The sequence below is a fragment of the Polaromonas sp. Polasp52 genome (genome assembly GCF_059491565.1).
This window is the reverse complement of the sequence record NZ_CP168513.1, coordinates 2,374,363-2,400,075: the sequence shown is the minus strand read 5'-3', so window position 1 is coordinate 2,400,075 and position 25,713 is coordinate 2,374,363. Positions and strand designations below refer to the sequence as shown.

The following is a 25,713-nucleotide window of genomic DNA, read 5'->3' as shown; positions in this document are numbered from 1 at the left end:
CCCCTGACGTGAAACCCAAAATCGCCCTGTTACGACGCACCTGCCGGGAGGCTGCAGCCCTGCTGATCGCGCGCGAAGACCGCGCGCTCAGCCTGCCGGACCATGTTGCGCTCAAGCTGCACCTGATGGCCTGCGGCGCCTGCCCCAAATTCGAGAACCAGATCCTGACCCTGCGCGCCGCGATGAAACGCTGGCGTCACTATTCCGGCGACGCGGCGGACGCAGTGGGGCAGGCTGAAGGCAATTCATCGAAGTAAGGCCCTGCCGCCGCGCGAGACGCCAAAAAAGCACTCTTCGTGGATGCAATTTTGTGTAACTATTTCCCAATAGTTGGAACAAGATGCATGGCCAGCGCGGCACACGCCTTGCGCTTCGGCAAGGTTCACACGGGGTGCGCCCGGTTGTAAGCCGCGTTGGCCTCAAAAACCTTGCGTTTACAGGTTTCTGGAGTGCCCGATTTTTAATGTATGCACTAACTTAGCTTGCAAATCAATGACGGTTTGATTTTTAGAACAAAGGCATAGAAATCAAGCTTTTATCAGGCGAGCAAGGCATGGAAGTCTTTATGCCTCATTTAATCCGCGTCTGGCTTGCCACCAGAACCCGCCGCCGGCCATCTGCCCATCAGGCCGCAAAGCCCCTGTTCATGCGGGCTGGGGCCGCCTAGGTAGTAACGCTAGTGGATTGTGTTTTGGATTCGTGAAGCATAATATGCCGGTGCGAGTGTCAGCATTCGCACACGTTAGGTGATCGGTCAGTTTCGCGCGCTACAGCGGTACGTATCAAGATTTGTTGTGCTTTCGGGACCCCATCGCTTTTGTTTTTGTGTTTTAGAGGAGTCCCTTCATGGGCAACAAACTATACGTCGGCAACCTGCCTTACTCGGTGCGTGACGAAGACCTGCAACAATCTTTTGGCCAATTCGGCGCTGTCACCAGCGCTAAAGTCATGATGGAACGCGACACCGGTCGCTCCAAGGGCTTTGGCTTTGTCGAAATGGGCAGCGATGCAGAAGCCCAGGCAGCCATCAACGGCATGAACGGCCAGCCTCTGGGCGGCCGCAGCGTCGTCGTGAACGAAGCACGTCCGATGGAGGCACGTCCTCCACGTAGCGGCGGCTTCGGCGGCGGTGGTGGTGGCGGCTACGGTGGTGGTGGCGGCGGCGGCGGTTACGGCGGCGGTGGCCGTTCCGGTGGCGGCGGCAGCGACGGCGGTTTCCGTAGCCCATACGGCGGCGGCGGTAGCGGCGGTGGCCGTTCCGGCGGCGGCGGTGGTGGCGGACGCGGCGGCTACTAAGCCCTGCCAACCCCCTCTTTCTTCAGCCCCGGCTGAAGAGCGCTAAAAAGGTTTCAAGACTTCGGTTTTGAAGCCTTTTTTTGCTTTTCGGCCCACACATAAAAAGCCAAAAAGCGAAGTGTCAGCGCTCACCCTGGCGATGCTTGCGCGCGCGCCCGGACAAGGCCTTGTCAAACAGCGCATTGGGCAACAGGCGCAGCAGCTTGGCCACCACGCCCATCTGCCAGGGAATCACCCGATAGCTGTGCCCGGCATGAATGGCCCCGAACGCCTTGTCGGCAAACGCCTCCACCTTCATCAAAAAAGGCATGGGGTAGCGGTTTTCACGGGTCAGCGGCGTATCGATATAGCCGGGGCAGATGGTCACGACTTTCACACCGCTGGGACGCAGCTCGCCGCGCAGGCTTTCGCAATACGCGATGACCGCCGCCTTGCTGGCGCAGTAAGCGCCGTGCCCGGGCAGGCCGCGTATACCGGCCACGCTGCCTATGCCCACCAGGGTACCGGTGCCGCGCGTCACCATGCCGGCGATGAAGGGGTGAAAAGTGGCGGCCACGCCGGTGTTGTTGGTCGCAAAGGTCTGTGCCATCACGTCCAGGTCCGACCGCACCGCGGTGTCCATGCCTATGCTGATCCCGGCGTTGGCGATCACCACGTCAGGCACGCCCTGCGCCGCGACGCAGGCCTGGCCGGCCGCGACGATGCTGCCGGTATCGGCCACATCGGCACTGTAGACCTGGTAGCGCCCCGCGCTGAGGCCGTTGGCCTCGGCCCAGGCCTGGACCTCGGCCGTGCGGCGCGCGGCCAGCGCCAGCCGGTAGCCCGCCGCATAAAAGCGCATGGCCAGCGCCTGGCCTATGCCGCTGGACGCGCCGGTGATGAATACGAGTCTGGACATGGATGGCCGTTGAAAAAGTCGGCCGCTAAGGCGCAACCGGTTTGGCGGGGCCTGCCGGCGCCGCCGGTAAGGTCAATGCGGGAAGACCGGGGGCGCTGGCGGCGGAGCGGGGCACCAGAATACCGTGGACGCGACCGTTGAGGTTCGCCACCTGGTCCAGGTTGTCATAAGCGAAGGTATCGCCGACAAACTGGTCGGTACCGCGAATCAGCAGTACGGGCTTGTGGGATTTCACGCGCTCGTCGTTCAGGAAGGCATGCAGGAACTCACCGCGAAACTCCATGCGGGGTGTTTCCTTGCCGCTGGCGTCCTTGCCGGCATCCCTGATCACCCGCGCGTTGCCAGTCAGCTGCACTTCCGAGCCGTCGCCGTTGGAATAGGCGCGATTCGCCGTCGCGGTGGTCACACGGCCGTCGGGGCGGATGCTGCGAATCCGCGCCTGGTCGATCTCGAGAATGTCGGTGTCGGGGAAATGCCGGGCCTCAATGCCGTAGATTTCGCTCTTGAGCTGCCCCTTTTCGTCAAAGGTCTTGACGGTGAACTTGCGCATGAAATAGTCGATGTCGTGGCTTGCTTCCCGGGGCGCTTCGGGTGTGCTGAAGATGGGCGTATTGCGCACCAGCCAGTAGGTGCCCAGCGCGAGCGCACCCATCATCAGCAAGGGCATGTAGATGGACATGCTGTCCCACACCCGCAAAAAGCCGCGCCACGCCCTCTTGAGCGGGGAGAACGCGCCGGCGCGACCGGCGTCCTGGCCCTGTGTCGCGGTCGTCATTGGCGGTATTCCCGCAGCAATTCCGCATAGCGCCCGCCGGCGACGAGCAGCAGGTCGCAGAACTCGCGCGCCGCGCCGTGGCCGCCCAGCGCCTGCGTGACATGGTGGGCCTGCGCCCGGACTTCCACATGCGCATTGGACGGCGCGCAGCTGAGCGCCGCCCGGGACATCACCGGCAGGTCCGGCCAGTCGTCGCCCATGGCGGCAGCCGCGGACCAGTCCAGGCCCAGCGCCTGCAGGGTGGTCTCGGCCGCGGGGCGCTTGTCTTCGGTGCCGAAATGCGCATGTGTGACGCCCAGCGCCCGCAGGCGCGCGCGCAGCACATCGCTGTCCCGCCCGGTGATCACCACAGGGGTGATGCCGGCGCGCTGCAGCAGCTTCAGGCCGTGGCCGTCCAGGGTGTTGAAACGCTTGATGATTTCGCCGGAGGCGCGGTAACCGCCGCTGGCCTGGGCCAGGGCATGGCCGTCGGGATATTCGGAGAAATACAGGCCGCCGTCGGTGAGCACGCCGTCCACGTCGAAAAACGCCACCTTGACACCCTGGGCCCGCAGCAACAGCTCGGGAGCAAAGTTCAGGGCGGGGACGGGCTGCGGCATGGGTGGCGTCAAAGAGGGCATGACAACACCATCAGATGACTTTCGCGCGCATCAGGTCGTTGGAATTGAGCGCGCCGCACAGTACACCGGCCTCGTCGACCACCAGCACGCTGGTGATGCGGTATTGCTCCATCAACGCGGCCGCCTCCACGGCCAGCGAATCCGCCCGCACGGTGCGCGGGTTGGCGTGCATCACATCGCCGGCCTTGCTGCTGCGCAGGTCCACGCCTTTTTCGACCAGGCGGCGCAAGTCGCCGTCGGTAAAAATCCCGATCACGCGCCGCGTGCCGTCGACCACCGCGGAGGCGCCCAAGCCCTTGGCGCTCATCTCACGCATCAGGTCGCTAAAACCGGTGTCGGCCCGCACCTGCGGCACGGCGTCGCCGCTGCGCATCACGTCGCTGACATGCGTGAGCAGCTTGCGGCCCAGCGCGCCGCCGGGGTGCGAGCGGGCAAAGTCTTCTTCCCTGAAGCCGCGCACGTCGAGCAGCGCGACGGCCAGCGCGTCCCCCATGGCGAGCTGCGCGGTGGTGCTGGCGGTCGGCGCCAGGTTGAGCGGGCAGGCCTCCAGCGCGACACTGCTGTCGAGCGTGACGCGCGCATGGCGCGCCAGCGCGGACTGGGCGCCACCGGTGATGGCGATCATGGGCACGCCCTGGCGGCTCAGCACCGGCAGGATCACCGTGAGTTCCTCGCTTTCGCCGCTGTTGGAAATCGCCAGCACCACGTCCTGGCCGGTGATCATGCCCAGGTCGCCATGGCTGGCTTCGGCCGGGTGCACAAACATGGCGGGGGTGCCGGTGGAGGCCAGTGTGGCCGCGATCTTGCGGCCTATGTGGCCGCTTTTGCCCATGCCCATGACCACCACGCGGCCCCGGCAGGCCAGTATCAGCTCCACCGCCTGGACAAACTCGCCGCCCAGGCGCTGCGCCAGTCCCAGCACGGCGGCGGCTTCTATCTCGAAGGTCTTGCGGGCCAGGTTCAGCACCTGCTCGACATCCAGTTTCACGGGGTCTTGGCTCATGGCTGCATTCTATAGAGGCGTACAAAGGCCCATGCCGGCGCGGTTTCCTCGGCTACCATCGGCGCATGAGCGCGCTTGAACTGACCCTGCTGTACCTGCTGGCCGCAGTGCTGGGCGTGGTCGCGTGCCGCTCGCTCAAGCTGCCGCCCATGCTGGGCTACCTGGCGGTGGGCGTGATCATAGGCCCCAACGCGCTGGCGCTGGCCCAGAACTCCGACGGCATCCGCCACCTGGGCGAGTTCGGCGTGGTCTTCCTGATGTTCGTGATCGGGCTCGAATTCAACCTTCCCAAGCTGCGCTCCATGCGGCGCCACGTGTTCGGCCTGGGGCTGCTGCAGGTGGCGCTCACCATCGTGCTGGCCACCGTGGGCTCGCTGTTCCTCGCCAGCATGGCGCCCAGCCTGTGGACCATGGGCTGGCAGACCGCGCTGGCGCTGTCCGGCGCGATTGCCATGAGCAGCACCGCCATCGTCGTCAAGCTGCTGTCGGAGCGGCTCGAGCTGGAGTCCGAGCACGGCAAGCGCATCATGGGCGTGCTGCTGTTCCAGGATCTGGCCGTGGTGCCGCTGCTGGTGCTGATTCCGGCGCTGGGCGCACCCGCCGACGCGCTGCTCATGGCGCTGGCCGTCGCCGGCGTGAAGGCCACCGTCCTGGTGGGCCTGCTGCTGACCGGCGGGCAACGCGTCATGCGCTGGTGGCTCACCATCGTGGCCCGGCGCAAGAGCGAAGAGCTGTTCGTGCTGAACCTGCTGCTGGTCACGCTGGCGCTGGCCTGGCTGACCGAGCGCGCCGGACTGAGCCTGGCACTGGGGGCCTTCATCGCCGGCATGCTGATCTCGGAAACTGAATACAAACACCAGGTCGAGACCGACATCCGGCCTTTCCACGACGTGCTGCTGGGCCTGTTCTTCATCAGCATAGGCATGCTGCTGGATTGGCGCCTGGTGCTGGAGCGTTGGCCGCTGGTGCTGCTGCTGATGACCCTGCCCGTCATTTTCAAGCTGGTGCTGGTCACGGCGCTGGCCCGTTCGCTGGGCGCGACCGCCGGCGTGTCGCTGCGCACGGGCCTGTACCTGGCGCAGGCCGGTGAATTCGGTTTTGTGCTGCTCACGCTGGCCCAGCAGAACCGCCTGGTGCCGCCGGCCCTGCTCAACCCCATCCTGGCCAGCATGGTGCTGTCCATGCTCGCCACGCCCTTCATCATCATGTACAGCAACCGCATCGTGATGAAACTCGTCTCCAGCGAATGGCTGCAGCAGTCGCTGCAGATGACCACCATCGCGCGCAAGTCCATCAACGCCAACAAACACGTGATCATCTGCGGCTACGGCCGCTGCGGCCAGAACCTGGGCCACATGCTGGAGCGCGAAGGCATCCAGTACATGGCGCTGGACCTGGACCCCGACCGCGTGCGGCAAGCCGCCGCCGCGGGCGACTCCGTGGTGTTCGGCGACGCGGTGCGCCTGCAGGCCCTGATGGCCGCGGGCCTGGCGCGCGCCAGCGCGGTCGTCATCACCTACCTGGACACGGCCAGTGCCCTCAAGGTGCTGGCCAACACGCGCGCCCATGCGCCCACCGTGCCGGTCATCGTACGCACCGTGGACGACCACGACCTGGAGAAACTGCAGACGGCCGGCGCCACCGAGGTCGTGCCTGAGGCCATAGAAGGCAGCCTGATGCTCGCCAGCCACGCGCTCGCGCTGGTGGGCGTGCCCATGCGCCGCGTGATCCGCGTGGTGCAGGACCAGCGCGATGCGCGCTACAACCTGCTGCGCGGTTACTTTCGCGGCGCCGACGACGACACGGTCAACGAGCTGGAGCAGGAACGGCTGTCCAACGTCACGCTGCCGCTGGGCATCAAGTCCCTGGGCAAGCCCCTGGGCGCCATGGCCCTGGAAGCCGGCGGCGTGCGCGTCGTGAGCCTGCGCCGCGGCAACGGCAAGGCCGTGGCCGCGCAGGCGGAAACCTTGCTGGAAGGCGGCGACACGCTGGTGCTCTCCGGCAAGCCCGAGGCGCTGGCCATGGCCGAAGAAAAACTGCTGCGCGGCCGGCCGGCCAAGGCCAATCCCACCAGCCCCGCCGGCGCGCCGGGCTGACGCGTTTTTCGCCCGCCGGGCGCACAATACGCGCACCCCACCCGCGCACCCCATCTGCACGACGCACCATGCCAGACCTCCACAGCCTTCAACACCAGTCCATCAGCCAGTATTTGCGCAACCACATCCGCACCGTGCCGGACTGGCCCGCACCGGGCGTGCAGTTTCGCGACATCACGCCGCTGCTGCAAAACCCCAAGGTTTTTCGCGTCCTGATTGATGCGTTTGTGCACCGCTATATGGACCCGGCCTTGCGCCCCGACGTGGTGGCCGGCCTGGACGCGCGCGGCTTCATTCTGGGCGCGGTGGTGGCCTATGAGCTCAATGTCGGCTTTGTGCCTATCCGCAAAAAGGGCAAGCTGCCTTTCTCCACAGTGCAGGAGACTTATGAGCTCGAATACGGCAGCGCCACGGTGGAGCTGCACACCGACGCCGTCAAGCGCGGCGACAAGGTCCTGCTGATCGACGACCTGATCGCCACCGGCGGCACCATGATGGCCGGCAAGAAGCTGCTGGAGAAGCTGGGCGCCAGCGTGACCGAGGGCGCGGCGATTGTGGATTTGCCCGAACTCGGCGGGTCGGTGAAGCTGCAGGCCGCGGGCCTGCCTTTGTTCACGCTGATTGATTTTGCCGGGCACTGAGCGCCACCCGGCGCAGTCACGCGCCTAGACCAGGTCGCCGTACTGGGTGCTGCTGAGCGCCGGCGAGGACGGCGAATCCGGCATCTCCGTGTCTTCAAAGCCGGTCAGCAATGCGTAGGAGCGCGGGCCGCTTTTGCTCCTGGCGGCGTCCCTGGCCTCTTTGGCTTCCTTGGCTTCCTTGACCTCCTTGACGCCTTTCTCGGGTCCGGTGGCCGGCCCCTGGGCGGAGGCGGCCAGCAAGGCCTGCTTGAACGCGGCCACTTCGTCGGCCTGTATCGGTTCGTAGCGGGGAGTCGGTGGCTTGGCAGGCTTGGCCGCCGCGTCGGGAGCAGCGGGGACAACGGCAGCAGCAGCGGGGGCGGCCACGCTTTGTGGCGCGTCCTGGGTGCTGGGTTTGGGCTTGACCACCACGGCCGTTTCGTCGATGCGCCAGTACACCGCGGGCACCGTGATTTCGAAGCGTGCCTTGGCATTCTGGATGATCAGCGTCTCGATTTCGCCGAGCTGCTCCGAAGGACGGCCGAAGGCTTTGGCCAGGTCCATCATGACGAGGAACTCATTGCCGCGCTGGTCCAGCGAAAGCACCTTGAATTTATAGCTGGCGGACAGCACACCGGAGCGTGTCATGGACTCGCGGATCGCGACATACAGCTGCTCGCGGCGGGCGTGGCGCTTGAGCTTGGCGCCGTCACCGGGCGCTGCGGCTTCAACAGGCAGCCGGCCCGGGACGGAAAGGGGTGATTTGTCACGCCCGGCGGAAGCGCGCTTCTGCTCCTCGGCGGGAGAGGGTTTGAGCGGACTTGGCTTGCTGGAAAACCAGTTTAGAAAAGACATATTCGGCGTTCTTGTAATGGATAGGGCAATTTTCCGTCAATGCAGTGTGTGAAGTCTGTAAGCAATCCCCACAAACCACGACCGCTGTTGTTTGGCGGCTGCTTTAACGGTCACTTTATCGAATTGCCCGCAGCATCGCACGGTAAAAAATCACGGCCAACGGCGGTTTGCGCCAGCCGCGCAAACCCCGCTTTACCGGGAAACCGTTGTCTGATGACTGCTGTATATGCTTTGAATTCGCCGACCCGCCGCCTCAGGTCACCGCAACGCGCTTGGGCCGGTTGTACAGGCGCTTGGCCATCACCGAACCCATGGCCATGGTCAGCTCCAGTGCGATGGGGCTGTGGCGATTGGCCAGTTCAAGGAAGCGCATGGGCGTGAGGCACCAGAGCTTGCAAGGAGTCGAGGCATGCACCGTGGCGCTGCGCGGCATGTGCGAGAAGAATGCGCCTTCGCCGAGCACGGTGCCGGCACCGACCAGGGCCATGCGCACGCGCGCTTTTTCATCTTCGTAATGGACGCTGAGCGTGCCGCTTTCCACAAAGTACAGCGTACGGTCCAGCGCGCCTTGCTCCATCAGCACCTGGCCGCTGTTCAGGGCAAACGGCTGCAGGTAGCTGGCCAGGATGTCCCAATGCGGCTGGTTGAATTGACAACGCAAGGCATCGCTGGCGTGGCAATGCAGGATGGCCTGGGCCAGGCCCTGGATGTCAAAACGGATGGCGGCGGGGAGTGGAGCGTTCATAGTGCAACGGAAGATACCTTCGCACTACAACAGCAGCAAGGGCTCTTAACGCCCACTTACACCTGATACAGGGGTGGTCCGATTTGTAATTTCCCCTCGAGAACAGGCCATTTTTAACCCTTTCCGGGGGTTTGCGACCGCTGGTCCGTGCGCAGCGCCCGCCTATCGTTCGCTGGCCGCCCGCTTACTACTTTCCAATACAGAATCTCGAGAAAATTTCACCCAGCAGGTCGTCCGGCGTGAACTGGCCGGTGATCTCGCCCAGGTGCAGCTGGGCTTGCCGCAAGTCCTCCGCCAGCAGGTCCAGCGCCGGCTGCGCCGCTTGAAGCTGCATGCCAGCCTTCACAAGCTGCTCTTCAACCTGGCGCAGCGCGCGCACATGGCGCTCGCGGGCCATGAACACGCCTTCAGGCACAGCCTGCCAGCCCGCGACGTCCAGCAACCGGTTGCGCAAGTCCTGCAAACCGGTGCCGGTTTTGGCGGAGATCAGTACGCCGCCCTTGATGGCGCCCAACACCTGTGCGTCGGCCGCATCGCACTTGTTCCAGACATCGATGACGGGCGTGTTGCGCGGCAGCTCGCGAGCCAGCACCTGCGCGATGTGCGCGTCGGCGGCCAGATAGTCGGCAGTGTGGCGGGTCAGGTCGTGCAGGAAGAGCACGGCGTCGGCGCTGGCGATTTCGGCCCAGGCGCGTTCCACGCCGATTTTTTCGACTTCATCGAGCGCATCGCGCAGGCCGGCGGTGTCCACCACATGCAGGGGCACACCCTCGATCTGGATCAGCTGCGACACCTTGTCGCGCGTGGTGCCGGCAATCGGCGTGACGATGGCGAGTTCGGCGCCGGCCAGCGCATTGAGCAATGAACTCTTGCCGGCATTGGGCTGGCCCGCGATCACCACCTTGATGCCTTCGCGCAGCAGCGCACCCTGCACGGCGCGCTGCATCACGGCGGCCAGCGTCGTTTGCAGCCGCGTAAGCTGGCCTTGCGCATCGGCTTTTTGCAAGAAGTCGATGTCCTCTTCCGGGAAGTCCAGCGTGGCTTCGACCAGCATGCGCAGGTGGATCAGCTGCTCGAGCAGCGTGTTGACCGCCAGCGAGAACTCACCGGACATCGAACGCGCGGCCGAGCGCGCTGCGGTTTCGGTGCTGGCGTCAATCAGGTCGGCGATGGCCTCGGCCTGCGTCAGGTCTATCTTGTCGTTGAGGAAGGCACGCTCGGTGAATTCGCCGGGCTGCGCCACACGCAGCCGTGGTACGGCGGCCTGGCCGGTAATGGGATTGAGCGCGGCACCGGCCTCCAGGCAGCGCGCCAGCAACAGCTGCAGCACCACGGGCCCGCCATGGGCCTGCAGCTCCAGCACGTCTTCGCCGGTATAGGAATGGGGCGCGGGGAAATGCAGGGCCAGCCCCTGGTCTATGGCCGCGCCCTGCGCGTCACGAAAGGGCAGGTAGGTCGCCTGGCGCGGCAGCAGCGCGCGGCCGCACAGCGCTTCGATCACGGGCCCTATGTGTTTGCCGGAGACGCGCACAATGCCCACGGCACCGCGGCCGGGCGCGGTGGCGATGGCAACGATGGGGTCGTGGTGTCGGGCCAGCATGGTGCTAGATATTAAGCGGCAATCGGTTGGTGGGGCCGGCCGGGCGCGGCGGCCAGGCCCCCATCAGCTTCCAAAGAAAAAAGGGCCGCGAAGCGGCCCAATTTTTATTTTCTGCCCCGCCTTAGTTGAATTTGGGCAGGTTGAACTGCGGCGGCACGCCCATGCGGGTGTTGATCACCCACTGCTGGGCGATGGACAGGATGTTGTTGGTGATCCAGTACAACACCAGGCCCGCCGGGAAGAAGAAGAACATCACGCTGAAGATCAGCGGCATGAACCACATCAGCTTGGCCTGCATGGGGTCCGGCGGCGCGGGGTTGAGCGCCGTCTGCAGCATGGTCGTCAGCGTCATCACGATGGGCAGGATGAAGAACGGGTCCGGCGCCGAGAGGTCGTGGATCCAGCCTATCCAGGGCGCATTGCGCATTTCGACGCTGGACAGCAGCACCCAGTACAGCGCGATGAACACCGGGATCTGGATCATGATGGGGAAACAGCCGCCCATCGGGTTGACCTTTTCCTCGCGGTAGATCTTCATCATGGCTTGCTGCATTTCCTGCGGCTTGTCCTTCAGGCGCTCGCGCATCTCCATGATCTTGGGGTTGATGGCCTTCATCTTGGCCATGCTGGCGTAAGCCTTGGCGTTGAGCCAGTAAAAAGCCACCTTGAGCAGCAGCACCAGCGCCACGATGGACCAGCCCCAGTTGTGGATGAAGCCGTGCAGCTTGTCGAGCAGCCAGTACAGCGGCTTGGCCAGGATGGTGAGCCAGCCGTAGTCCTTCACCAGCTCCAGGCCGGGGGCAATGGCTTCCAGGGTTTTTTCTTCCTGCGGGCCGACAAAAAATTTCGAGTCGATGGATTTGCTCGCGCCTGGCGCGATCGTGTCCAGCGAGGTGATCATGCCGACAGAGTAGAGGTTGGTGCTGACCTTCTTGAAGAACAGGTCACGCTTGATGCCGTCGCCCAATATCCAGGCCGAAGCGAAGTAGTGCTGCACCATGGCGGCATAACCGTTGCTGGCCTGTTTCTCAACGTCTACCTTGTTGTTCTCGATGTCCTTGAACTCGACCTTCTGGTACTTCTTGGCTTCGGTGTAAATCGCCGGGCCGGTGAAGGTGGAATAGAAGGACGACTCTCCGGGCGGCTTGTTGCCGTCGCGCACCAGCTGCAGGTAGAGCTGCGGCGAAACCGCGGCCGTGCCGGTATTGACGACGTCGTGGCGCACCGCGATGTCATAGGCGCCGCGCTTGAGCGTATAGGTCTTGACCACCTTGAGGCCGCCGACGTCGGCCGACTCGAACTTGACTTCAAGCTCGTTGAGGCCGTCTTTGAGCGAACGCTCGCCGGGGACAAGCTTCATCAGGGTCTTGTGCGTGGGGAAGCTGTCGGGAGCGCTGCCGCCGATCAGGCCGGTCTGCGCCACATAAACGCGGTTGGCGCTTTCATCGAGCAGCACAAAACCCTGGTCCTTGTGCGTCTGGTCCTTGTATTTGGCAAAGGCCGAATGCACCAGGGTGCCGCCCTCGCTGTCAAAGGTCAGCGTGAGCACGTCGGTGTTCACCACCACACGCTCCTTGGCGGCCGCGGGCGTGAGGCTGGGTGCGCCTGTGGGCACGCTGCCCGGCGCGGCGGGCGCCGCATTGGCGGCCTGGGGCGCGGGCACCGAGGAGGCCGCGGCACCGGCAGCCGGCGCGGAAGCGGCCGCGCCAGCGGCGGGCGCCTTGGCGGATTGCGTGCTGGAGGGGAAGAAGGTCGCCTTGTGGCCGTTAAAAACCTGCCACTGGTCCCATAGGAGGACCATGGAGAAACCAAATATCACCCACAAGATGGTGCGGCGGATGTCGTTCATGACGGCGTCTTTTTAGAAGGGGTAGGGGCCACGGGCGTGGCCAGGCGGGAAAAGAGAGAGAAGGGGCGCGCCGCGGTGGCCGGCGGTACGGGATCGTGCCCGCCTTCGCACCAGGGGTGGCAGCGGGCCAGGCGGCGCAGCGTGAGATAGCTGCCCACGGCGGCGCCGTGCTGCTGCAGCGCCTCTAAAGAATATGCGGAACAGGTCGGCTCAAAGCGGCAGGCCGAGCCCAGCCAGGGGCTGAGCAGCAGGCGATAGCCTTTGACCAGGCCTATCAACAGCGTTTGCGGCAAGCGGACGATGGCGGCCGGCAGGCTCATGGCGCTTTGGCTCCGGCCTGCATCAGGGCCTGGACTTCGGCGCGCACGGCCTGCTTCAGCGGCTCGGAGCTCGCGCTGACGAATTCGGTGCGCGAAAAATCACGCCGCAAGCGGACCACATAAGCGGCCTCGGGGTACTGATGCGAAAAATCAGCGCTCACGGTGTAAATCTGGCGTTTGATGGCGTTGCGCGTGACAGCCCGTTTGGCCCAGCGTTTGGGAACCATGGCCCCGAGCCAGGTGTCCTGGACGGGAAACAGCGACCTCGCCGCAAGGGCATCAACAGGGCCGCCGGACTCGGTTTGCACCGGCCTGGCGTCCAGCGCATTGCGGTGCAATGCGAAGTGCGTTGTTTTTGCAACGATGGCGCCGGCAAGGACTGCCTGGAACTGGGAACGGGTTTGAAGCCGCTGCACGAGCGCCAGGCCTCAGTTCGGAAAACTGCGGATGGCCAGCAAAAACGACAGGCTTAGACAGCCAGGCGTTTGCGGCCCTTGGCGCGGCGCGCGGCGATCACTGCGCGGCCGCCGCGCGTTTTCATGCGCGTCAGAAAGCCGTGCGTGCGGGCGCGTTTGACTTTGGAAGGTTGGTATGTGCGTTTCATGATGAGTCCTGTTAGCCGGTCAGCTACAAAGCTTCCCCTGGGCGATTCGAATGATCTTGGTGGCCGTACAACACAACCAACTCTGCAAGTCTGCAAACAGGCGAAAACCCGCTGCGAATCAGGGAAACCCATGATTATCGCAGATTTCCCAACGCTGGCAACAAGTTAGCCCGCTCATTGGGGGTAAAGGCTGAGAAGCGCCCGGCCACTTACTCAGCCGCTTCCCAGGGGCCGCCGCAGGGCCGCCAGAACCGATCTGGACAGCCCGAAAATAGGTTGAAACACTGAGCATTTATTTTGTGGATAACTCCCCGCCCGGACTACAATTGCCGGTGCTCAAAATTAACAATATCCACAAGCAGCGACACGCCGCCCGGCCCCTTCTGCCAGGCCGGCAACCCGGCAAAAACCAGCATGAGTGAGGCATCCGTCCAAAACCTGAGCCAGGGCTTGTGGCAAAGCTGCGTCGACCATTTGGCGCAGGAATTGCCCGAGCAGCAGTTCAACACCTGGATCCGTCCGCTGGTGGTTGACGTCGCGGCCGACCTCTCCAAAGTCACGGTTCTGGTGGGCAACCGCTTCAAACTGGACTGGGTGCGCGCCCAGTATGCCGGCCGTATTTCGGCCCTGCTCGAGAAAATTTCCGGCCAGGCCATCGCCCTTGAGTTAGCGCTTGCTCCTCGCGAAGCGCCCGTCAAATCGAATTCCCTGATCCGCAGCTTTGAAGGCTCGAATATCCCCGAGCCCGCCGGCCTGGGCGTTCCCGAAGAAGCCGCCGGCGCGCCTTTCAAAAACCGGCTCAACAGCGCGCTGACCTTCGACACCCTGATTGAAGGCACGGCCAACCGCATGGGCCGGGCCGCCGCCCTGCATGTGTCCAGCAGCCTGGGCCAGCTTTACAACCCGCTTTTTATCTACGGCGGCGTCGGTCTGGGCAAGACCCATTTGATGCACGCCATCGGCAACAAACTGCTGGTGGACAACCCCGCGGCCAAAGTTCTCTACATCCATGCTGAACAATTTGTTTCAGATGTGGTTAAAGCTTACCAGCGCAAGACTTTTGATGAATTCAAGGAGCGTTACCACTCCCTGGATTTGCTGCTGATCGACGACGTCCAGTTCTTCGCCAACAAGGACCGCACCCAGGAAGAGTTTTTCAACGCTTTTGAGGCCTTGCTGACCAAAAAGTCGCACATCGTGATGACCAGCGACACTTACCCCAAGGGTTTGACGGACATCCACGAACGCTTGGTCTCGCGCTTTGATTCCGGCCTGACGGTCGCCATCGAGCCGCCCGAGCTCGAAATGCGCGTGGCCATCCTGATCCGCAAGGCCGAGGCCGAAGGCGCCTCCATGCCCGAGGAAGTCGCCTTCTTCGTTGCCAAGAACGTGCGCTCCAATGTGCGCGAGCTCGAAGGCGCGCTGCGCAAGATCCTGGCCTATTCGCGCTTCAACCTGAAGGAAATCTCCATCCAGCTGGCCCGGGAGGCATTGCGCGACCTGCTGTCCATCCAGAACCGGCAGATCAGCGTGGAGAACATCCAGAAGACCGTCGCCGACTATTACAAGATCAAGGTCGCCGACATGTATTCCAAGAAACGGCCCGCCAGCATCGCCCGGCCGCGCCAGATCGCCATGTACCTGGCCAAGGAACTGACCCAGAAGAGCCTGCCCGAGATCGGCGAGCTCTTCGGCGGGCGCGACCACACTACGGTGCTGCACGCCGTGCGCAAGATGTCTGCGGAGCGCCAGCAGATGACCGAGCTCAACCAGCAGTTGCATGTGCTGGAACAGACCCTGAAAGGCTGAAAGCACTTCATATATGGCAAATGAATCCTTTAGCGCTCAGTTTTCAGGCCCCAATCCCGGGCTCAAAGGCCTTCACAACAAGTTTGGGGACAACTTTTGAACAACCCATGGTTTATCCACAGAAGCAGATGACAATCGAAAGTTGTTCATATCCGGCAGTGAACTTCCAAGGCATCTGGGCACATGGTTAAACAAACGCCAAGTGGTTGATCAAAAAGGGGAAAATGGCACTATCCACAGATGGGCTCCCCCCTTATCTACTACTACTAATTTGAATTAAAGAATTAAAGATATATACAGAGGAAGTCATGATCGTTCTGAAAGCAACCCAGGATAAAGTTTTGTCGGTACTGCAATCGGTCGCCGGCATCGTGGAGCGCAGGCACACCTTGCCGATTCTGGCCAACGTGCTGATCCGCAAAACCGGCGCACAGGTGCAGCTGACCACCAGCGATCTTGAAATCCAGATCCGCACCACCGCCGAGCTCGACGGCGACAGCGGCAACTTCACCACCACCGTGGGTGCCCGCAAGCTCATCGACATCCTGCGTTCCATGCCCAGCGACCAGACCGTCTCGCTCGAGTCCTCGCAGAACAAATTGATCCTCAAGGGCGGCAAAAGCCGCTTCACGCTGCAAACCCTGCCCGCCGAAGACTTCCCCCTGGTCCAGGAAGCCGCCAACTTCGGCCCCGGCTTCTCGGTGCCGCAAAAAGTCCTCAAGGAGCTGCTCAACCAGGTCTCCTTCGCCATGGCCGTGCACGACATCCGCTACTACCTCAACGGCATCCTGTTTGTCGCCGAAGGCAAGCAGCTGAGCCTGGTCGCCACCGACGGCCACCGCCTGGCGTTTTCCTCGGCCATGCTGGACGTCGAAGTGCCCAAGCAGGAAGTGATCCTGCCGCGCAAGACCGTGCTCGAAATGCAGCGCCTGCTCAGCGACAAGGAAGGCGCCATCGAGATGCAGTTCGCCGGCAACCAGGCCAAATTCAGCTTTGAAGGCATGGAATTCGTCACCAAGCTGGTCGAAGGCAAGTTCCCCGACTACAACCGCGTGATCCCCAAGAACCACAAAAACATCATCACCCTGGGCCGCGTGCCCCTGCTGGCCAGCCTGCAGCGCACCGCCATCCTGACCAGCGAGAAGTTCAAGGGCGTGCGCCTGAACATCGAGCCCGGCACCCTGCGCGTGGCCTCCAACAATGCCGAGCAGGAAGAAGCCGTCGACGAGCTCGACATCGACTACGGCGGCGACGCCATCGAAATCGGCTTCAACGTGACCTACCTGATAGACGCGCTGGCCAATATGGACCAGGACATGGTCAAGATCGAACTGGCCGATTCCAACAGCTCCGCGCTGCTGACCATCCCCGACGATTCGGCCTTCAAATACGTGGTGATGCCCATGCGCATCTAGCGCGCTGAACACACGCCAACAACCATCAGACCCGCGACCCTACGCGGGTTTGGTCATTCAAGAGATTGAAGAAATCGAAGCAATTCGAAAAGAGATCGCGAAACAGCTCACGAAATAGCTCGTGAAAAGATCGGAAAAGAAGCCGGATATGACTGAAGAAAACAAAGTGAACGAAGCCGAACAGGTGCATGTGTCCGAAGGCGCGGCCACCGAGGAAAGCTCCAATTTCCAGCCCAAGATAGACACCAACCAGGCCGGCGCGTCCGAAGCCTATGGTGAAGGCTCCATCCAGATCCTGGAAGGCCTGGAAGCCGTGCGCAAGCGCCCCGGCATGTACATCGGCGATACCTCCGACGGCACGGGCCTGCACCACCTGGTCTTCGAGGTGGTCGACAACTCCATCGACGAAGCCCTGGCCGGCCACTGTGACGACATCGTCGTCACCATCCACACCGACAACTCCGTCAGCGTCACCGACAACGGCCGCGGCATCCCCACCGGCATCAAGATGGACGACAAGCACGAGCCCAAACGCTCGGCCGCCGAAATCGCCCTGACCGAGCTGCACGCCGGCGGCAAGTTCAACCAGAACAGCTACAAGGTCTCAGGCGGCCTGCACGGTGTGGGCGTGAGCTGCGTCAACGCGCTCAGCAAGATGTTGCGCCTGACCATCCGCCGCGACGGCAAGGTCCACGTCATGGAGTTCTCGCGCGGCTTTGTGCAGAACCGCATTGTCGAGACCGTCGACGGCGTCGAAGTCTCGCCCATGAAGGTGATGGACGATACCGACAAGCGCGGCACCGAAGTCCACTTCCTGCCCGACACCGAGATCTTCAAAGAGAACAACGATTTCCACTACGAGATCCTCAGCAAGCGCCTGCGCGAACTGAGCTTCCTCAACAACGGCGTGCGCATTCGCCTGAAAGACGAGCGCACCGGCAAGGAAGACGACTTCGCCGGCGCCGGCGGCGTCAAGGGTTTTGTCGAGTTCATCAACAAGGGCAAGACCGTCCTGCACCCCAATGTGTTTGCCGCCATGGGCGACCGCCAGAGCGACCAGGGCACCAACATCGGCGTCGAAGTCGCCATGCAGTGGAACAGCGGTTACAGCGAACAGGTCCTCTGTTTCACCAACAACATTCCCCAGCGTGACGGCGGCACCCACCTGACAGGCCTGCGCGCCGCCATGACCCGCGTCATCAACAAATACATCGACGACAGCGAGCTGGCCAAAAAAGCCAAGGTCGAAGTCACCGGCGACGACATGCGCGAAGGCCTGTGCTGCGTGCTCAGCGTCAAGGTGCCCGAGCCCAAGTTCAGCAGCCAGACCAAGGACAAGCTGGTTTCCAGCGAAGTGCGCGGCCCGGTCGAAGACATCGTGAGCCGTTTGCTGCACGACTACCTGCAGGAACGCCCCAACGACGCGAAGATCATCGTCGGCAAGATCATCGAAGCCGCCCGCGCCCGTGAAGCCGCGCGCAAGGCCCGCGACATGACGCGCCGCAAAGGTGTGCTCGACGGCATGGGCCTGCCCGGCAAGCTGGCCGACTGCCAGGAAAAAGACCCCGCCATGTGCGAGATCTACCTGGTCGAGGGTGACTCCGCCGGCGGCTCCGCCAAGCAAGGCCGCGACCGTAAATTCCAGGCCATCCTGCCGCTGCGCGGCAAGATCCTCAACGTCGAAAAAGCCCGCTACGAAAAGCTGCTGACCAGCAATGAAATCCTGACGCTGATCACCGCCCTGGGCACCGGCATAGGCAAGGCCGGCGGCGTGGGCGGCACGGCCGGTACCGACGACTTCAACGTCGCCAAGCTGCGTTACCACCGCATCATCATCATGACCGACGCCGACGTTGACGGCGCCCACATCCGCACCCTGCTGCTGACCTTCTTCTACCGCCAGATGCCCGAGCTCGTCGAGCGCGGCCACATCTACATCGCCCAGCCGCCGCTCTACAAAGTCAAGGCCGGCAAGGAAGAGCAATACCTCAAGGACACCGCGGCCCTGGACGGCTTTTTGCTGCGCATTGCGCTCAAGGATGCCAGCGTGCAGGTCGGTCCCGACGAAAAATCCGTCCTCACCGGCGACACCCTGGCCGAGCTCGCCCGCAAGCACCAGCTGGCCGAGTCCGTCATTGCCCGCCTGCGCGGCTTTATGGATGCCGAGGCCCTGCGCGCGATTGCCGACGGCGTGAGCCTGAACCTCGACACCGTGGCCGATGCGGAAGTCTCAGCCGTGGCCCTGCAGGCCAAGCTGCGTGAACTCAACACCACCGGCACCCCCGCCGAAGTGGCCGGCGAATTCGACACCCGCAACGACAAACCGATTCTGCGCATCAGCCGCCGCCACCACGGCAATGTCAAGAGCAGCGTGCTGACCCAGGACTTTGTGCACGGCGCCGACTACGCCACCCTGGCCGAAGCGGCCGCCACCTTCCGGGGCCTGATCAGCAGCGAAGGCGCCAAAGTCATGCGCGGCGAAGGCGAGCGCCAGAAAGAAGAAAAAATCAGCGACTTCCGCCAGGCCATGGCCTGGTTGATCGGCCAGGCCGAGAATGCCACCGCCCGCCAGCGCTACAAAGGCCTGGGCGAGATGAACCCCGCCCAGCTGTGGGAAACCACCATGGACCCCACCGTGCGCCGCCTGCTGCGCGTGCAGATCGACGACGCCATCGAGGCCGACCGCGTCTTCACCATGCTGATGGGCGACGAGGTCGAGCCGCGCCGCGAGTTTATTGAGCAGAACGCCTTGCGTGCCGCCAATATCGACGTTTGATACACGACCAACCAGCTTTTTCTGATTCCATGACCGAAGAAACCACGACAACCACCACGGCAGCAGCAGCGGCGACAACTGAACGCCCGGCGCTGCCCGACCACCTCTCCACCGACGAGCGCAGCCCGCATTTCGTCAGGGCCATCTTTGAGCATGACGTAGGCATACGCTTTAACGACAAGGAACGTTTTGACGTTGCCGAATACTGCATCAGCGAAGGCTGGATCAAGGTCCCCGTCGGCAACAAGGTGGACCGCAAGGGCAACCCGTTGATGATCAAACTCAAGGGCAAGGTTGAGTCGTTTTACAAATAAGCCACTGCTTGGCCCGGGCCGGTGCAAGCATGACAAACCCGGCCACGATCAACACCATGAAGTGTTTACCTCCCGCAGGTGATCTTCATGGTGTTTTTCTTTGCGTGAACAACAACAGCAAAAAGCCATGAGCTGCATCGCCGTCATCGACTTCGAGACCACAGGCCTGTCACCGGCCATGGGCGATCGCGCCACCGAAATCGCCATCGTGCTCGTCGAAGAAGCCAGCGGCAAAGTGGTGGACCGTTTCCAGAGCCTGATGAACGCGGGGCGCTATATCCCGTCCTTTATCGAAAGCCTGACAGGCATCAGCAACGCCATGGTCGCCGCCGCACCCGCGGCCGATACCGTGATGAGGGAAGCCAGCCGCTTTGTCGGCAGCGCCCCCATGGTGGCCCACAACGCCTCCTTTGACCGCCGCTTCTGGGAAGCCGAACTCAGCCTGGCAGGGGAGAACACAACAGCGACAAGCCAGCCCTTTGCCTGCACCATGCTGGTCGCCAGAAGGCTGTACCAGCAGGCGCCCAGCCACAAGTTAGGCGTGCTGATCGACTACCACCACCTGCCCAAAGCCGGCCGCGCCCACAGGGCCATGGCCGATGCCGAGATGGCGGCCTCCTTGTTGGGGCAGATCCAGGATGATTTGCGCAGCCGGCACCGGGTGGCGCGGCCTGACCATGGTTTGCTGCTTGCGTTGCAGCGTTGTGCGAGGCCGGCTGTGCCGGCGCTGATGTCGAGATACGCTGGCGTGTGAGGAAGGCGTCCGTGGATCGATATCCCGCGAGCTTTGAGGCTTGTGGACTGCCATGCCCTTGTCGCGGAGTTAAGCTTTTTCCTTCTCGATCAACAAGGAACAAGCGATGGGAGCTGACCCGAGTTCGCCTTGTCGTGCGGGGGTACAGGGCGCTGTCTGACACGGGTGGTGTTTTGGGGTTTCCAGAATGGTGAATACGCGGGTGATGCGGCTGGATGGTTTGCGCAAGCGGCCGGCCTGCCAAGGCCTTCACCCATGTTCAACCCCCTCACCAGGAGACACCCATGCCCAACAAATCCAACGGCAACAAACGAACGGGCAAGCAGCCTGCCGCGGCGAATGACCCCAGCGTGCAGGACGACAACAGCACCGCACCCAAAGCCTCGGGCCATGGCGGCAAGGTGGAGAACGACTTCAACCAGGTGGGCGAGCAAAAGCCCACCCAGCGCAACGAGGGCCAGCGCACGGCCAACAGCCGCAGCGACCGCGAGTCGCATGTGGGCGGCAGCAACCAGCTGCAGTCGCGCCGCGGCAGGGCCTAGCCGGCCCTGCCGGGCAGGCATTTACGTAAAGCTGCCGGCCGCTGGGCCGCGCCGGCTGGGCCTTGGCGCAAATTGATACATAGCGCAACATGGCAGACGCACGGCCCTAAGCCGGGCGGCGCAGCATCGAGGCTTGTTGTTTTTCTGATGTTGTGACCGGAGTGCCTGCCATGAAGAAGCTTGCCGACTTTTTGTTCCGCCCGCGTTATTTGCGCGCGATTCCCTCGCTGGTGGTGCTGACCACCGCCATGGCCTGGGGTGTGGCGCCGGACCCGGATGTGATGGACACCATGCAGAAGGCGGAAAAGCGCGCGGGTGTGAGCCTGGCGCTCAACCATGCGGCCGTGGGCAGCAGCCCCAGCGACCTGCCGCAGGACAAGCCTGAGCAGGCTTGAGCGGCCTGCCTTCTCTCTCTTAAGGCTTGGCCGCAATCACCCAGCGGCTGATCTTGCCGACGACGTCGGCCTCCAGCCCGTTAAAGCCGTGGTAGGCCATGGCCTCGCAGGGGTCGCCGCGGCTTTGGCCGCCGCTGATGCTGATGAGTTCGGCTTTGGGTGTTTTGCTGAGCTTGTCCATCATGGCCGGTATCTCGCTGAAGGGGCAGACCTTGCAGCCGTCGCTTTCGTGGTGGACCACGAGCACGGGGATGGCGAGTTTTTCCAGCGGCATTCGGGGCACGGCGCGGCCGTTGGGGTCCAGCAGGATGCTGGATGTCAGCACCAGGCCGTCGGGGCCGCCCTGGGCCGGCGAGGCCTCGGTGGCGATGTAGGCGGCCGATTGGGTGCCGCGGCTGGTGCCGACCAGCCACACGGGGGCCGGTGATTGCTGTTTGAGCCAGGCAATGGCGGCCAGTACATCGGCGCTGTGCTCAGGCCTTTGCCGGTTGCCTGAGAGGTAGGGCGGCGACTGTTTGTCGGAAGGCGCGTCGATGACGGCGACGGCCAGGCCGGCGTCGGCGAACAGCTGGCGCGTGCGCACCAGGAAGTTGCCGCCGCCCCAGCCAAAGTTGCCGGCCTCGTTGATCTGCAAGCCGCCATGGCCGCCAGCCAGCAGGATGACCGAGGCCTTGGGCGCGCCCGAAGGGGCGATGTAGACAAAGCGCTGGGTGACGCCGGGGCGGGTGGGGATGTCGATCACACGCGGCGCAGTGCTTTGCGCAAAAGCCGGGCGGCCGACCAGGAGGGTACACAGGCCCAGCAACAGGCCGGCAGCGAGGGTGCAGAAGAGGGCACGTAAGGGGGTTGTGCGTGGCATAAGCGCTTTCGGTGCACGGGGTGCGGCCCAATATAGCCGCTGCGGCCCGGCGCGCCAGCGGGTTTGCACGCAGTGGCGGCGCTTTCTACAATCGGCTGATGATGAACGCCGCCACGCCCCACGCCGCCAGCCCCGCTTTACAAACCACCGCCTTGCTGGCCAGCGAGCCCGAGCGCGCCGCCTACCGCGATTACGACCAGCCCGGCATAGACAGGGTGCGCAACTTTTACCGCAACAACCACCAGCACCAGACGCTGGACTTTGTGCGGGCCAAGAAGGCCCAGTGGCTGGGTTTTGGGCAGCGCGAGATGACGCCCTGGGCGGCGCTGGAGTTCCTGAACACCCTGGTCGATGAGTCCGACCCCGACATCGAGCTGCCGCAGATCAGCCACCTGCTGCAGACCGCCGAAGCGATTCGCGCCGACGGCCACCCCGACTGGTTTGTGCTCACGGGTTTTATCCACGACCTGGGCAAGGTGCTGTGCCTGTTCGGCGAGCCGCAATGGGCGGTGGTGGGCGACACCTTTCCGGTGGGTTGCCGTTTCTCGGAGCGCATTGTGTACCCCGAGTACTTCGCGCTGAACCCTGACAGCAGCGATGCCCGCTACAACAGCGAGAACGGCATCTACACGCCCGGCTGCGGGCTGGATGCGGTGCACATGTCATGGGGTCACGACGAATATTTGTACCAGCTCATGAGGCCCTACCTGCCGCTGCCGGCGCTGTACATGATCCGCTACCACTCGTTTTATGCCTGGCACCGGGAAGGGGAGTATGGGCATTTGACCGATGCCCAGGATAAGGCGCACCTCTCATGGGTGCAGAGGTTTAACCCCTACGACCTCTATTCCAAGAATGACAAGCCGCCGGTGCTGGCTGAACTCAAGCCTTATTACGACGAGCTGATGGCCAAGTATTTGCCGGCCAGCCTCAAGCTGTAGCGATCGCCGAGGGCGGCACGGCTACAGCGACGCGTGTTCAACGTCCGCCATCACATAGCGGGCAAAAAGAAAATCGCGAATCGCCGAGACGCGTTCGCCGGACCAATCCAGCACGACAAAGTAGTCCGGCCGCCGCGGCTCGGCAAGCGCTTGTTGCTGAATCAGCACGGCCGGCCGGCCTTCGACCAGGCCCGGCCAGGCTCTCCAGCCCGGCGCCTGTTTGTAGCGCGTGAAGTACTCGCCGACGGCAGGCCCCTGCAGGCGCACCCGGTTCACCAGGTCGAGCTGCACGTCGGCGGCCAGCATGGTGCGAAGCGTGTCGAAGTCGTGGGCATTGAACAGCTCTACATACCTTCGCAGCAGCCCTTCTTCAGCGGCGGACAAGGCTGCGCGCTTGCCCGCCGCCGCCGTTTGCCCCACCAGCTCGCGCAGGCGGCCGCGCCCGCGCTGCAGCAGGGACTTGACCGCGGGCACCGTGGTGCCGAGGATCTCGCCGACCTCTTCGGCGGAATAGTCCAGCACATCGAACAGGATGACCACGCTGCGCTGCGACGCGGGCATGTGCATAAAGGTCGGCAAAGCCGCTGCGGCGGCCTCGCGCCGCGCCAGTTCGTCGACGGGATGGACGATCAGGTCCATGTCGTCTTCTTCCTGCGTGCCGTTCGCGCGCGCCCTGCGGCGCAGCAAGTCGAGCGCCAGGTTGTGGGCGATGCGGAACAGCCAGCCTTCGGGGTTCGCTATCGGGTGGTCTGGCGGGGCCGACTCCAGCGCGCGCACCAGGGCGTCCTGGACAATGTCCTCGCCGTCGAGGGCTGAGCCCACCATCCTGGCGCAGTAGCGGTGCAAGGTGGGCCGCAGCCGCTCGAGGTCCACCGACGACAGGGGATGCGAATCAGGCGGCAATGGTGGAGATGACATCACAAATCGTCGCTTCCATCTGCGCGATCGCCTTGATGCGTTCAAAGTATTCCGGCATTTCGGGGCGCTGCCGCATCGTCGCGATCGCGTCGGCGCTGCGCCATTGGCCGTAGATTATCACGCGCTTGCCGTCGCGCGAGACATGCAAAGAGGACGAGACGAAGCCGGGGACCTTGGAAATCCAGGCGTCGGTTCCTTCCTTGAGCAGCGCCACAAGCCGGTCGAGGTTTTCAGGGGAGACGCTGAAGACGTTGATCAGCGTGGTGAGTTTGGCATCGAGGTTGATGTTGAGTGTCATGGTGTGGGGTTTCGGTTGGGAGGGTGAGGCAAAGGGCGCGCTCGCCGCGAGCACCAGCGCGCCGGCAAGCAGCTTGCGCCGGCCAGGCCGGCCGGGGGGGTGTGGTATCGACATGAACAGGCTCCGCGAACCCGTACAGGAGGGCTCGTACCTGTATAGACGTTGGGTAAGGGCCAAACGAATCGGTCCAGGCGTTTTTTTTGGCGAGGCCGTGGCGCCATTGACGGCGCCAGCGGGATGCCCACAGGAGAGGGCTGCCGGCTACTTCTTGTCGGGCAGCTCGATCTTCACTTCCAGCACATCGAGGTTGTCCTGCCGCTCCAGGTGCAGCTTGATGTGCTCAGGGTTGATGGGAATGTATTTGGCAATCACCGCGATCAGGTCGCGTTGCAGCGCGGGCAGGTAGTCTGGCTTGGGGCTGCGGTCGGTGCGCTCGTGCGCCAGGATGATCTGCAACCGCTCTTTCGCGACGTTGGCGGTTTTCTTCTTCTCGCCAAGCAGGAAGGACAAAAAAGACGCCATGCTTTATTTGCCTCCGAACCAGCGCTTGAAGATCCCCGGCTTTTGCGCATCGATAAACCGCATCGGCTTGTCCTTGTCGCCCAGGAAGCGGTCGACCACGTCCTTGTAGGCTTCGGAGACGTCGCTGCCGTTCATGTGCACCGCCGGCACGCCCTGGTTGGAGGCCTGCAGCACGGACTCGGATTCGGGGATCACGCCTATGAGCTTGATACGCAAAATATCCTGGATGTCTTCGAGTGAAAGCATCTGCCCCTGGTCGACGCGGCCGGGGTTGTAACGGGTGATCAGCAGGTGTTCCTTGATGGGGTCGCCGCCGGCAATCGCGCGCTGGGTCTTGCTGGAGAGCATGCCCAAAATGCGGTCGGAGTCGCGCACCGATGAGACCTCAGGATTCGTCACCACCAGGGCCTCGTCGGCAAAATGCATGGCCATCAGCGCGCCGGTCTCTATGCCGGCGGGGGAGTCGCAGACGATGTATTCAAAGTCCATCTCGCCCAGATCCTTGAGCACCTTCTCGACGCCGCTTTTGGTCAGCGCGTCCTTGTCGCGGGTTTGCGAGGCGGCCAGCACAAACAGGTTGTGACACTGCTTGTCTTTGATCAGGGCCTGGTTCAGCGTGGCCTCGCCCTGGATGACGTTGATAAGGTCATAGACCACGCGGCGTTCGCAGCCCATGATGAGGTCCAGGTTGCGCAGGCCCACGTCGAAGTCGATGACCGCGGTTTTATGGCCGCGCAGCGCCAGGCCGGTGGCAAAGCTGGCGCTGGTGGTGGTTTTGCCCACGCCGCCCTTGCCGGAGGTGACCACAATGATTTTTGCCATGCTTGAATTTCCTTGGAGAACGGGAGAGGTGTTTTGGGTGGAGGCAGGGGGTGCAGCGGGAGCAGGG

At 63.4% G+C, this 25,713-nt stretch carries 28 protein-coding genes; 12 read left to right on the top strand and 16 right to left on the bottom strand.

What is annotated here, in order from left to right:
* Positions 1-8: 8 nt before the first annotated feature.
* Both ACEN9P_RS11300 and rbp read left to right on the top strand, forming a co-directional pair.
* Positions 9-257, top strand: coding sequence for a zf-HC2 domain-containing protein (locus ACEN9P_RS11300; RefSeq protein WP_477664256.1), 249 nt, complete (start codon positions 9-11; stop codon positions 255-257).
* Positions 258-846: 589 nt separating this feature from the next.
* Positions 847-1,296 carry an RNA-binding regulator gene (gene rbp / locus ACEN9P_RS11295; protein WP_413328748.1) on the top strand — a complete coding sequence of 150 codons (450 nt, stop codon included), beginning with the start codon at positions 847-849 and terminating at the stop codon, positions 1,294-1,296.
* A gap of 121 nt (positions 1,297-1,417) precedes the next feature.
* Here the strand turns inward: rbp and ACEN9P_RS11290 are convergent, their stop codons facing one another.
* Genes ACEN9P_RS11290 through ACEN9P_RS11275 form a run of 4 tightly spaced genes read right to left on the bottom strand, consistent with a single transcriptional unit; the run spans position 1,418 to position 4,592 of the window.
* Entirely contained in the window at positions 1,418-2,194 is a 777-nt protein-coding gene (locus ACEN9P_RS11290) for an SDR family oxidoreductase (RefSeq protein ID WP_495621997.1), read from the bottom strand.
* A 25-nt stretch (positions 2,195-2,219) separates the two neighbouring features.
* Complete coding sequence (gene lptC / locus ACEN9P_RS11285; RefSeq protein ID WP_495621996.1) at positions 2,220-2,969, bottom strand: LPS export ABC transporter periplasmic protein LptC; 750 nt, start codon at positions 2,967-2,969, stop codon at positions 2,220-2,222.
* Positions 2,966-3,568, bottom strand: a complete 603-nt coding sequence (locus tag ACEN9P_RS11280) for a KdsC family phosphatase (RefSeq protein ID WP_495621995.1) — start codon at positions 3,566-3,568, stop codon at positions 2,966-2,968. Before ACEN9P_RS11280 ends, lptC begins: the two co-directional genes overlap by 4 nt.
* A gap of 31 nt (positions 3,569-3,599) precedes the next feature.
* A complete protein-coding gene (locus ACEN9P_RS11275; protein ID WP_477664252.1) occupies positions 3,600-4,592 on the bottom strand; it encodes a KpsF/GutQ family sugar-phosphate isomerase in 993 nt (330 codons plus the stop codon).
* A gap of 65 nt (positions 4,593-4,657) precedes the next feature.
* Here ACEN9P_RS11275 and ACEN9P_RS11270 point away from each other — a divergent pair, with 65 nt between their 5' ends.
* On the top strand, positions 4,658-6,688 hold the full coding sequence (locus ACEN9P_RS11270; RefSeq protein WP_495621994.1) for a monovalent cation:proton antiporter family protein: 2,031 nt from the start codon (positions 4,658-4,660) through the stop codon (positions 6,686-6,688).
* A gap of 68 nt (positions 6,689-6,756) precedes the next feature.
* Positions 6,757-7,329 carry an adenine phosphoribosyltransferase gene (locus ACEN9P_RS11265; RefSeq protein ID WP_477664250.1) on the top strand — a complete coding sequence of 191 codons (573 nt, stop codon included), beginning with the start codon at positions 6,757-6,759 and terminating at the stop codon, positions 7,327-7,329.
* A gap of 24 nt (positions 7,330-7,353) precedes the next feature.
* On the opposite strand, the gene ACEN9P_RS11260 is transcribed toward ACEN9P_RS11265, so the two are convergent.
* From ACEN9P_RS11260 to rpmH, 7 genes are all read right to left on the bottom strand, one after another.
* Positions 7,354-8,163, bottom strand: a complete 810-nt coding sequence (locus ACEN9P_RS11260) for a hypothetical protein (protein ID WP_495621993.1) — start codon at positions 8,161-8,163, stop codon at positions 7,354-7,356.
* Positions 8,164-8,416: 253 nt separating this feature from the next.
* Complete coding sequence (locus ACEN9P_RS11255; protein WP_007862691.1) at positions 8,417-8,908, bottom strand: Crp/Fnr family transcriptional regulator; 492 nt, start codon at positions 8,906-8,908, stop codon at positions 8,417-8,419.
* A 187-nt stretch (positions 8,909-9,095) separates the two neighbouring features.
* A complete protein-coding gene (gene mnmE, locus ACEN9P_RS11250; protein WP_495621992.1) occupies positions 9,096-10,508 on the bottom strand; it encodes a tRNA uridine-5-carboxymethylaminomethyl(34) synthesis GTPase MnmE in 1,413 nt (470 codons plus the stop codon).
* 121 nt (positions 10,509-10,629) lie between these two features.
* Entirely contained in the window at positions 10,630-12,357 is a 1,728-nt protein-coding gene (gene yidC, locus ACEN9P_RS11245; RefSeq protein WP_495621991.1) for a membrane protein insertase YidC, read from the bottom strand.
* Entirely contained in the window at positions 12,354-12,677 is a 324-nt protein-coding gene (yidD, locus tag ACEN9P_RS11240; RefSeq protein WP_477664246.1) for a membrane protein insertion efficiency factor YidD, read from the bottom strand. The genes yidC and yidD overlap by 4 nt, the downstream gene beginning before the upstream one ends.
* Positions 12,674-13,093 carry a ribonuclease P protein component gene (locus ACEN9P_RS11235; protein ID WP_074580177.1) on the bottom strand — a complete coding sequence of 140 codons (420 nt, stop codon included), beginning with the start codon at positions 13,091-13,093 and terminating at the stop codon, positions 12,674-12,676. Before ACEN9P_RS11235 ends, yidD begins: the two co-directional genes overlap by 4 nt.
* A gap of 53 nt (positions 13,094-13,146) precedes the next feature.
* Complete coding sequence (gene rpmH / locus ACEN9P_RS11230; protein WP_007862708.1) at positions 13,147-13,281, bottom strand: 50S ribosomal protein L34; 135 nt, start codon at positions 13,279-13,281, stop codon at positions 13,147-13,149.
* 414 nt (positions 13,282-13,695) lie between these two features.
* On the opposite strand from rpmH, the gene dnaA reads away from it, so the two are divergent.
* From dnaA to ACEN9P_RS11195, 7 genes are all read left to right on the top strand, one after another.
* On the top strand, positions 13,696-15,090 hold the full coding sequence (dnaA, locus tag ACEN9P_RS11225; RefSeq protein WP_477664244.1) for a chromosomal replication initiator protein DnaA: 1,395 nt from the start codon (positions 13,696-13,698) through the stop codon (positions 15,088-15,090).
* A gap of 308 nt (positions 15,091-15,398) precedes the next feature.
* Complete coding sequence (gene dnaN / locus ACEN9P_RS11220) at positions 15,399-16,505, top strand: DNA polymerase III subunit beta (protein ID WP_074580175.1); 1,107 nt, start codon at positions 15,399-15,401, stop codon at positions 16,503-16,505.
* A 148-nt stretch (positions 16,506-16,653) separates the two neighbouring features.
* Positions 16,654-19,281: a DNA topoisomerase (ATP-hydrolyzing) subunit B gene (gyrB, locus tag ACEN9P_RS11215; protein ID WP_495621990.1), complete on the top strand. Its 2,628-nt coding sequence runs from the start codon at positions 16,654-16,656 to the stop codon at positions 19,279-19,281.
* Between the two features lie 29 nt (positions 19,282-19,310).
* Entirely contained in the window at positions 19,311-19,595 is a 285-nt protein-coding gene (locus ACEN9P_RS11210) for a DUF3297 family protein (RefSeq protein WP_495621989.1), read from the top strand.
* A 127-nt stretch (positions 19,596-19,722) separates the two neighbouring features.
* Entirely contained in the window at positions 19,723-20,349 is a 627-nt protein-coding gene (locus ACEN9P_RS11205; RefSeq protein WP_495621988.1) for a 3'-5' exonuclease, read from the top strand.
* 284 nt (positions 20,350-20,633) lie between these two features.
* Positions 20,634-20,891: a hypothetical protein gene (locus ACEN9P_RS11200; protein ID WP_477664240.1), complete on the top strand. Its 258-nt coding sequence runs from the start codon at positions 20,634-20,636 to the stop codon at positions 20,889-20,891.
* Between the two features lie 170 nt (positions 20,892-21,061).
* Positions 21,062-21,286 carry a hypothetical protein gene (locus tag ACEN9P_RS11195; protein ID WP_477664239.1) on the top strand — a complete coding sequence of 75 codons (225 nt, stop codon included), beginning with the start codon at positions 21,062-21,064 and terminating at the stop codon, positions 21,284-21,286.
* A 19-nt stretch (positions 21,287-21,305) separates the two neighbouring features.
* On the opposite strand, the gene ACEN9P_RS11190 is transcribed toward ACEN9P_RS11195, so the two are convergent.
* Complete coding sequence (locus ACEN9P_RS11190; protein WP_477701148.1) at positions 21,306-22,145, bottom strand: alpha/beta hydrolase family protein; 840 nt, start codon at positions 22,143-22,145, stop codon at positions 21,306-21,308.
* A gap of 98 nt (positions 22,146-22,243) precedes the next feature.
* On the opposite strand from ACEN9P_RS11190, the gene ACEN9P_RS11185 reads away from it, so the two are divergent.
* Entirely contained in the window at positions 22,244-23,086 is an 843-nt protein-coding gene (locus ACEN9P_RS11185) for an inositol oxygenase family protein (RefSeq protein WP_495621987.1), read from the top strand.
* Positions 23,087-23,107: 21 nt separating this feature from the next.
* Here the strand turns inward: ACEN9P_RS11185 and ACEN9P_RS11180 are convergent, their stop codons facing one another.
* From ACEN9P_RS11180 to minD, 4 genes are all read right to left on the bottom strand, one after another.
* Positions 23,108-24,004, bottom strand: coding sequence for a sigma-70 family RNA polymerase sigma factor (locus ACEN9P_RS11180; protein WP_477701147.1), 897 nt, complete (start codon positions 24,002-24,004; stop codon positions 23,108-23,110).
* Positions 23,979-24,302, bottom strand: a complete 324-nt coding sequence (locus tag ACEN9P_RS11175) for an antibiotic biosynthesis monooxygenase family protein (RefSeq protein WP_495621986.1) — start codon at positions 24,300-24,302, stop codon at positions 23,979-23,981. Before ACEN9P_RS11175 ends, ACEN9P_RS11180 begins: the two co-directional genes overlap by 26 nt.
* A 261-nt stretch (positions 24,303-24,563) precedes the next feature.
* Positions 24,564-24,824, bottom strand: a complete 261-nt coding sequence (gene minE / locus ACEN9P_RS11170) for a cell division topological specificity factor MinE (RefSeq protein ID WP_074578574.1) — start codon at positions 24,822-24,824, stop codon at positions 24,564-24,566.
* Positions 24,825-24,827: 3 nt separating this feature from the next.
* Positions 24,828-25,646, bottom strand: a complete 819-nt coding sequence (gene minD, locus ACEN9P_RS11165; protein ID WP_074578576.1) for a septum site-determining protein MinD — start codon at positions 25,644-25,646, stop codon at positions 24,828-24,830.
* Positions 25,647-25,713 lie beyond the last annotated feature (67 nt).

Coding starts and splice junctions, on each gene's coding strand:
- yidD (WP_477664246.1), bottom strand. CDS start 12,677: ATGAGCCTGCCGGCCGCCATCGTCCGCTTGCCGCAAACGCTGTTGATA.
- ACEN9P_RS11180 (WP_477701147.1), bottom strand. CDS start 24,004: ATGTCATCTCCACCATTGCCGCCTGATTCGCATCCCCTGTCGTCGGTG.
- ACEN9P_RS11275 (WP_477664252.1), bottom strand. CDS start 4,592: ATGAGCCAAGACCCCGTGAAACTGGATGTCGAGCAGGTGCTGAACCTG.
- ACEN9P_RS11195 (WP_477664239.1), top strand. CDS start 21,062: ATGAAGAAGCTTGCCGACTTTTTGTTCCGCCCGCGTTATTTGCGCGCG.
- ACEN9P_RS11290 (WP_495621997.1), bottom strand. CDS start 2,194: ATGTCCAGACTCGTATTCATCACCGGCGCGTCCAGCGGCATAGGCCAG.
- minD (WP_074578576.1), bottom strand. CDS start 25,646: ATGGCAAAAATCATTGTGGTCACCTCCGGCAAGGGCGGCGTGGGCAAA.
- ACEN9P_RS11270 (WP_495621994.1), top strand. CDS start 4,658: ATGAGCGCGCTTGAACTGACCCTGCTGTACCTGCTGGCCGCAGTGCTG.
- ACEN9P_RS11185 (WP_495621987.1), top strand. CDS start 22,244: ATGATGAACGCCGCCACGCCCCACGCCGCCAGCCCCGCTTTACAAACC.
- dnaA (WP_477664244.1), top strand. CDS start 13,696: ATGAGTGAGGCATCCGTCCAAAACCTGAGCCAGGGCTTGTGGCAAAGC.
- dnaN (WP_074580175.1), top strand. CDS start 15,399: ATGATCGTTCTGAAAGCAACCCAGGATAAAGTTTTGTCGGTACTGCAA.
- yidC (WP_495621991.1), bottom strand. CDS start 12,357: ATGAACGACATCCGCCGCACCATCTTGTGGGTGATATTTGGTTTCTCC.
- ACEN9P_RS11175 (WP_495621986.1), bottom strand. CDS start 24,302: ATGACACTCAACATCAACCTCGATGCCAAACTCACCACGCTGATCAAC.
- ACEN9P_RS11255 (WP_007862691.1), bottom strand. CDS start 8,908: ATGAACGCTCCACTCCCCGCCGCCATCCGTTTTGACATCCAGGGCCTG.
- ACEN9P_RS11190 (WP_477701148.1), bottom strand. CDS start 22,145: ATGCCACGCACAACCCCCTTACGTGCCCTCTTCTGCACCCTCGCTGCC.
- ACEN9P_RS11265 (WP_477664250.1), top strand. CDS start 6,757: ATGCCAGACCTCCACAGCCTTCAACACCAGTCCATCAGCCAGTATTTG.
- rbp (WP_413328748.1), top strand. CDS start 847: ATGGGCAACAAACTATACGTCGGCAACCTGCCTTACTCGGTGCGTGAC.
- ACEN9P_RS11210 (WP_495621989.1), top strand. CDS start 19,311: ATGACCGAAGAAACCACGACAACCACCACGGCAGCAGCAGCGGCGACA.
- rpmH (WP_007862708.1), bottom strand. CDS start 13,281: ATGAAACGCACATACCAACCTTCCAAAGTCAAACGCGCCCGCACGCAC.
- ACEN9P_RS11205 (WP_495621988.1), top strand. CDS start 19,723: ATGAGCTGCATCGCCGTCATCGACTTCGAGACCACAGGCCTGTCACCG.
- ACEN9P_RS11280 (WP_495621995.1), bottom strand. CDS start 3,568: ATGCCGCAGCCCGTCCCCGCCCTGAACTTTGCTCCCGAGCTGTTGCTG.
- ACEN9P_RS11260 (WP_495621993.1), bottom strand. CDS start 8,163: ATGTCTTTTCTAAACTGGTTTTCCAGCAAGCCAAGTCCGCTCAAACCC.
- ACEN9P_RS11200 (WP_477664240.1), top strand. CDS start 20,634: ATGCCCAACAAATCCAACGGCAACAAACGAACGGGCAAGCAGCCTGCC.
- mnmE (WP_495621992.1), bottom strand. CDS start 10,508: ATGCTGGCCCGACACCACGACCCCATCGTTGCCATCGCCACCGCGCCC.
- minE (WP_074578574.1), bottom strand. CDS start 24,824: ATGGCGTCTTTTTTGTCCTTCCTGCTTGGCGAGAAGAAGAAAACCGCC.
- gyrB (WP_495621990.1), top strand. CDS start 16,654: ATGACTGAAGAAAACAAAGTGAACGAAGCCGAACAGGTGCATGTGTCC.
- lptC (WP_495621996.1), bottom strand. CDS start 2,969: ATGACGACCGCGACACAGGGCCAGGACGCCGGTCGCGCCGGCGCGTTC.